Source organism: Streptomyces acidicola, assembly GCF_009377235.1.
Classification (GTDB): domain Bacteria; phylum Actinomycetota; class Actinomycetes; order Streptomycetales; family Streptomycetaceae; genus Streptomyces; species Streptomyces acidicola.
In genome coordinates, this window is the sequence record NZ_VMNX01000123.1 from 21,226 (window position 1) to 27,342 (window position 6,117).

The 6,117-nt window shown below is 72.4% G+C and carries 5 protein-coding genes; 4 read left to right on the forward strand and 1 reads right to left on the reverse strand.

Translation table 11 applies throughout. From position 1 onward, the window contains the following. Positions 1-88: 88 nt before the first annotated feature. The 4 genes from FPZ41_RS27610 (at position 89) to FPZ41_RS27625 (ending at position 3,824) form a co-directional block, all read left to right on the forward strand. Positions 89-355, forward strand: coding sequence for a GntR family transcriptional regulator (locus tag FPZ41_RS27610; protein ID WP_152866368.1), 267 nt, complete (start codon positions 89-91; stop codon positions 353-355). Positions 356-411: 56 nt separating this feature from the next. Beyond that, positions 412-1,482: a DNA polymerase III subunit beta family protein gene (locus tag FPZ41_RS27615; protein ID WP_322620816.1), complete on the forward strand. Its 1,071-nt coding sequence runs from the start codon at positions 412-414 to the stop codon at positions 1,480-1,482. Between the two features lie 38 nt (positions 1,483-1,520). Continuing rightward, a complete protein-coding gene (locus tag FPZ41_RS27620) occupies positions 1,521-2,033 on the forward strand; it encodes a hypothetical protein (protein WP_152866369.1) in 513 nt (170 codons plus the stop codon). 99 nt (positions 2,034-2,132) lie between these two features. After that, positions 2,133-3,824 (forward strand): bifunctional 3'-5' exonuclease/DNA polymerase, encoded by a 1,692-nt coding sequence (locus tag FPZ41_RS27625; protein ID WP_152866370.1) that lies wholly within the window; start codon positions 2,133-2,135, stop codon positions 3,822-3,824. A gap of 66 nt (positions 3,825-3,890) precedes the next feature. On the opposite strand, the gene FPZ41_RS27630 is transcribed toward FPZ41_RS27625, so the two are convergent. Further along, the coding region (locus FPZ41_RS27630; RefSeq protein ID WP_152866371.1) for a tetratricopeptide repeat protein at positions 3,891-6,117 on the reverse strand (2,227 nt) is incomplete at its 5' end.

Below are 6,117 nucleotides of genomic sequence, written 5' to 3' on the forward strand. Positions count from 1 at the left end.
GCGGGGGTCTTCACGTTACACGGCATTCGCGGTCTACCGCATTCTAGTGCGGTCGCGCGGACTACCGCAGAGTTTTAGCGTCAACCGCATGAGCTCAGAGCTTGACCGCACCCGACCCGTCTGGCGCCAGGTCGCCGCTGCCATCGCCACCCGCATCGCCGACGGCGAGTACCCGGTGGGTGCCCGCGTGCCTTCGGTTGTCGAACTGTCCACCGAGTTCGGCGTTGCGACGTCGACCGCACAGAAGGCACTGGCTCACCTCAAGGCCGAGGGGCTCATCCGTGCCGAGGTCGGCCTCGGCTCCTTCGTCGCCGAGCGCCCCGCGGAGCGCGCCAACGAAGTCGAGGCCCAGTAGTTGTTGCGCCCGGTCCGTGTTGACCTTCGAGTTGGTTGAAGCCCGACGATGACGGGGTGCCGAACTCTCAGCTGATGCCGATCGGGGTCTTCGCCCAACGCAGTGGTCTGACCTCAAGCGCGTTGCGGTTCTACGCCGACTCCGGGCTGCTTCCTCCTGCCGAGGTCGACCCGGTCTCGGGATACCGCTACTACGGCGCGGAGCAGGTGCCACGCGCCACCGCGCTTCGTCGGCTCCGTGAGATCGCCATGCCCCTTGCCGCTGTCGTGGCGGTCCTCGACGCCGAGCCCGATGAGGCGTCCCGGCTGATCGACGAGCACGTCGCGAAGGTGCTTGGGGACGCGGTGGCGGTGCAGCAGAAAGCCGTTCTGATCAAGTCATCGTTCGCCGACGTACCGAGTCTGCCGATTGCCGTGCTGAAGGGGCCCGTGCTCGCTGACGCGATCGGGCAGGTCCTGACCGCGACCGCACGTGATCCCGGGATGCCGGTACTCGGTGGCCTGCGCGTCGAGGCGACCCGTGAGGCGGTCACCCTGACCGCGACTGACCGTTACCGGCTGTCGACACGAACCCTGGTGCCTGCCGAACCGGCGGCCACGACATGGGCTGCCACGGTCGATGGGGATGAGCTGCGGGCCGCGGTCACCGAGATCCGCCGCAGCGTGCTGGTGCGCGTCGAAGCGACGCCGCACGGCATCTGGCTGCGGCTGACGGGTCGAGAAGACCAGCACTGTCGGCTGCTGTCGGAGGAGTTCCCCGACCACCGGCTGATGCTCGCGTCGCTGCCCGAGGTCACGACCCGTGTGACGGTGTCGAAGGATCTGCTCCTGCGAGCTCTGGAAGAACGTTCAGGAGAGCGCATCTCTCTGTGTATGACCCACCGCGGCATGAACGTCCTGGCGGCCGATGACGAGCACCCCGGCTCCCCGCTGCCGGCCACTGTGACGGGGCAGGATCTCCGGATCTCCTTCGAGCTGACCACGCTCTATCCAGCCGTCAGCACCGCCATCGGCCCCGACGTGATGCTCGACCTGCGAGGCCCCGACCTGCCCGTCACGATCCGCTCGGCCGACCGCGGCGATCTCACCACCCTGGCCATGCCCATCAAGCCCGACCACTCCGCCTGAACAAGACGACCCTGAACAGGACGACGAGGACCACTGCCATGACTGCCGCCGCTCCCACCCATCCCGACCCGACCATGGAAGCCATCGGTCAAGCCGTCACCGAGGGACGCGCCGGCGACAGCGACTCCGCTCGCCAGAAACTCCTCGGCCTTTGGTCCACGATCGGTGTCACCGGCGACCCGCTGCACCGCTGCACTCTCGCGCACCACCTGGCAGACCTCTACGAAGACCCCGCCCAGGCGCTGGCCTGGGACGTGCGGGCCCTGGACGCCGCCGACGCCGTGACCGAGCAGCGCGTGCAGGAGCATCACGCCGGCCTTCACATCACCGGCTTTTACCCGTCCCTGCATCTCAACCTGGCTGACAACTACCGCCGGCTCGGGGCCTTCGACGCCGCCACCGAGCACATTGACGCGGCCGAAGAACACGCACCCAACCTCCCCCAGGGCGCCTACGGTGCCCTCCTTCGCACCGCCATCGAGCAGGTAACAGAAGCCATCGCCCAGCGGGACACCACCAAGCGGGCCTCCGCCCCGGGCCCCACCGCATGACGCTGGTGGCAGTGCGGCGAGGGCATTGCCCAAGTTGCTCGCCCCGATGGGGCCCCACCGCACCCCCCACTGTCAGACCCCCCTGTCACACTCGCACCCATGACCGACCGGTGGGCTCTCGCAGTCGCTGAGGAAGGTGGCGTGGAGGTCGCCCCCCTCGGTCCGGACGGGCTGCCCGCGGGCCCCGTACAGCACGAGCAGGACCTCGTCACCGCTGTGCGGAGCCGGCCGCAGGTCAGCCGGTGGGTATGGCGGGCGACCGCCGAGGTGTATCCGCAGTTGCTCGCCGCGGGGGTGCGAGTGGAGCGGTGCTACGACATCGAGGTCGCCGAGAACCTCCTGCTCGGTCACGAGGGCCGGCACGGTGAACCCCGTTCGGCGGCCGCCGCGCTCGCCCGCCTGCGCCGGGCCCCGGTCCCGGCGGACCCGCCCCAGCGCGCCGCCGAGCCCGGTTCGCAGACCCCGCTCTTCGAGCCCCGCCCCGTCCACGTGCCCCTGGCCGACCTCATCGAGGTGTACGCGGAGCAGCTGCGCCGCCACGACGCCACCGCCCACCCCGACCGTATGCACCTGCTCACCGCGGCTGAGTCGGCCGGCACTCTGATCGCCGCCGAGATGAACCTCGCGGGCCTGCCCTGGAGCAGCGACGTGCACCGCGAGGTCCTGCACGAGCTCCTCGGCGAGCGGTACGCGGGCGGCGGCGAGCCGAGACGTCTGGCCGAGCTCGCCGATGAGGTGTCCGAGGCCTTCGGGCGGCGCGTGCGGCCCGATCTGCCCGCCGACGTCGTCAAGGCCTTCGCCCGCGCCGGGGTGAAGGTCAAGTCCACGCGGCGGTGGGAGATCGAGACCGTCGACCACCCGGCCGTGAAGCCCCTGCTGGAGTACAAGCGGCTGTACCGCATCTGGGTCGCCCACGGCTGGTCCTGGCTCCAGGACTGGGTGCGGGACGGCCGGTTCCGGCCCGAGTTCCTCTCGGGCGGGACCGTCACCGGGCGGTGGGTCACCAACGGCGGGGGCGCTCTCCAGATCCCCAAGGTCGTCCGGCGGGCCTGCGTCGCCGACCCCGGCTGGCGGCTCGTCGTGGCCGACGCCGACCAGATGGAGCCACGAGTACTGGCCGCCATCTCGCGTGATCCCGGTCTGATGGAGGTTGCCGGCAGAGAAAGCGATCTGTATCAGGCCGTTTCCGATCGGGCCTTCTCCGGTGACCGTGCGCAGGCCAAGCTCGCCGTGCTCGGTGCCGTGTACGGGCAGACCTCCGGGGACGGGCTGAAGAACCTCGCCGCGCTCCGCCGCCGCTTCCCCAGGGCCGTCGCGTACGTCGACGACGCGGCCCGCGCCGGCGAGGAGGGCCGACTCGTACGGACCTGGCTGGGGCGTACGTGCCCTCCGGCGGCCGGAGCCTCCGAGGCCGCGGAGGAGGCGGGCATCCCGCAGGACGAGCCGATGGAGGCCCAGGCCACCGACCAGGGGTGGACCCCCGGCTACGCCTCCGCCAGCTCCCGCGCCCGCGGCCGCTTCGCGCGCAACTTCGTCGTCCAGGGCAGCGCCGCCGACTGGGCCCTGCTCCTGCTCGCCGCCCTCCGCCGCACCCTCTCCGACATGGCTGCCGAGCTGGTCTTCTTCCAGCACGACGAGGTGATCGTGCACTGCCCTCAGGAGGAGGCCGAGGCCGTGGTCGCGGCGATCCGGGAGGCGTCCGAGCTGGCGGGGCGGCTGACGTTCGGCCAGACGCCCGTGCGGTTCCCGTTCACGACGGCGGTGGTGGCGTGCTACGCCGATGCGAAGTGAGCAAGGATGTGAATGAGGAAGTGAGCGAGGAAGTGAAGGCCGGGATGCCTCTCGGTTCGCCCCTCGTCAGCCAGTAGCGTCCGCGTCGGCCAGCAGCGTCCGCAGCTCCCCCACCACCGGTGAGTCCGTTCCGTCCAGTACCTCCAGCGCCGACTCCCACTCCCCGCGTGCCTCCTCGGTCCGCCCCTCCCGCGCCAGGAGCAGACCCCGCCGATGCCGGGCCAGACCCGTCATGTACTGGTCCGCCCGCCGCTCGGCGAGCCCGAGCAGTCGGGTGCACTCACGGGTCGCGCGTTCGGTGTGGTCCAGCGCGTGCAGGGCGCGGACGAGGCCCAGCCGGGTCTGGGACTCGCCGCCCCAGTCCTCGTCGTCACCGAGGATCTCCAGGCTCTGCTCGAAGCTGCGCACGGCGTGGTCCGGTTCGCCGAGTCTGAGCTGGGCGTAGCCGATGTTGCAGTGCGCGGTGCTCCGCAGCAGGACGCTGTCGGCCACGTCGCCGAGCGCGAGGCTGCGCTGGTGGTGGACGATCGCGGCCCGTGCGTCGGTGTGCCAGTACAGGTTGCCGAGGTGACTGAAGGTCACGGCCTGGCCGTACGGATCGTCCAGTTGCCGTGACAGCTCCAGGCTCTGCCGCAGCGCCTCCTCGCTCTCCTCGTACCGGCCGAGGCTCTCCAGCAGCAGACCGCGGTTGTTGAGGCAGCGCCGGACGCAGGACGTGGCGTCGAGCCCGCGCCAGAGCCCCAGTCCCTCGTCGTTGAGCGCGAGCGCCTCCGTGAGCCGGCCCGACATGTAGTGCAGCCCGGCCCGGTCGGTGAGCGCGAACGCCTCCGCCGCGTCGTCCCCGACCGACCGCGCCACGTCCAGCGCGATCCGGCCCAGCGTGTCCAGTTCGGCGAGGTGGCCGCTGCGTTGCAGGTACGGGAAGAGGTGGCGCACGAGGGCGGGGACGAGCGGCGAGGGCGTCGTTCCGGTCCGGTCCGGGCGGGCGCAGCGCTCCACGAGGGCGACGATGCCCGGCAGTTCGCTCTCGCCCCAGGCGAAGGCCGCTTCGGCGGAGGGGAAGGGGCGGGTGTCCACCGGGTCCGTCTCCCCGCCGGTCGGCCGCAGCCGCTCCCGACGTTCGTAGCCGGGCGGCAACAGCGCGACGAGGCTCTGCCGGGCCCGGTCGGCGTACCAGCGCAGGGCGGCTCCGACGGTGTGGGCGGCGGGCGGGGTCCTGGCGGCCCGGTCGCCGCCTTCACCGGCTCTACCGCTCTCGCCGCCTCCGCTGCCCTCGCCGCCTTCACCGACCTCCCCGTCCGCGTGGGCCAGTTCGCGGGCGAAGTCCCGTACCAGGTCGTGCGGGGCGTACCGGCCGTACGACGTCTCCTCCAGCAGGGCGACGTCGACGAGGCGGTCGAGGGCGGCCTCGGCGCGGTGTTCGTCGGTGTCGGTGAGGCGGGCGAGGAGGGGTGCGCCGTACGAGGGGAGGTCGAGCGCGCCGATGCGGTGCAGGGCGAGCGCGGCGTCGCGGTCGACCTCGCGGTCGGAGGCGCGCAGGGCGTCGTGGGCGACGGCCAGGGAGCGGCGGACGCTCAGGTCGTCGTACTCCAGGTGGCGCAACCGCCCCGCCGTGGCGGCGAGCTGACCGGCGAGCGCGTCCGGGGTGAGTGCGCGGCGCGCGGCGAGGCGGGCGGCGACGACGCGCAGGGCGAGCGGGAGACGGCCGGTGAGTTCGACGAGCGGGTGGGTGCCGTCGAGCCCGTCCCGGCCGGAGACCGCGCGCAGCAGCGCCGCGCTGTCCTCGCCCGACAGGGGCGCGAGCGGGAAGCGGTGGGCGCCGTCGAGGGCGGTGAGCGGCGAACGGCTCGTCACGATCACCGCGCAGCCGGCGCCCGCGGGCAGCAGCGGCCGTACCTGCGCGGCGTGCGCGGCGTCGTCGAGGACCATCAGGGTGCGGGTCGGCGCGAGGGTGGAACGCAGGAGCGCGGCGGCCGCGTCGGGCTGGTCGGGGATGCGGCGCGGCTCGGTGCCGAGGTCGCGCAGGAGTGAGGCGAGGGCCTGGCCCGGGGTGAGCGGGGTCATGCCGGGCGTGGCGCCGTGCAGGTGGACGTAGAGCTGGCCGTCGGGGAAGCGTTCCGCCAGTTCATGGGCCACGTGCAGGGCGACGGCGCTCTTGCCGACGCCGGCCATGCCGGTGAGGACGGCGACCGTGGAGAGGTGTCCGTCGGGGGCCGCACCCGGGTCCAGGAGGCGGCTCAGGGCCGTGAGCGTCTCGGCGCGGCCGCTGAAGTGGGCCGGGGCGGGCGGGAGC